Source organism: Halovibrio sp. HP20-59 (genome assembly GCF_033052795.2).
Lineage (GTDB): Bacteria > Pseudomonadota > Gammaproteobacteria > Pseudomonadales > Halomonadaceae > Vreelandella.
Genome location: NZ_JAWJUW020000112.1, coordinates 1 through 258, shown reverse-complemented (window position 1 = coordinate 258; position 258 = coordinate 1). Strand labels below are relative to the sequence as shown.

At 30.6% G+C, this 258-nt stretch carries 1 protein-coding gene; it reads right to left on the bottom strand.

Going from position 1 to position 258, the window contains the following annotated elements; all coding sequences use genetic code 11:
- Positions 1-258 (bottom strand): hypothetical protein (locus tag RZA33_RS19585; protein WP_317509895.1); only part of this gene is annotated, 258 nt, incomplete at both ends.

Genomic DNA, 258 nt, shown 5'->3' with positions numbered 1-258 from the left:
GTTTGATAAATTTTTCGTGAGTATATTTCTTATATTTCAATGTTGTGTATGTTCTCTTTCTTCCATCGTTTCCTTCAATTATTCTTGTTGAATGGAATGGTCGCAATACAACAGGTTCACCAGCGAAATCTTCAACGAAGAAATACTCATTAAAATACTGTTTTGCAAATTTCAACATTAAATCTTTGTCTATTGAAGTATGACAACTAGCATAAAGATAGTTCGCTTTATTTCCTTCCGTATTCAATATAGCTTCAA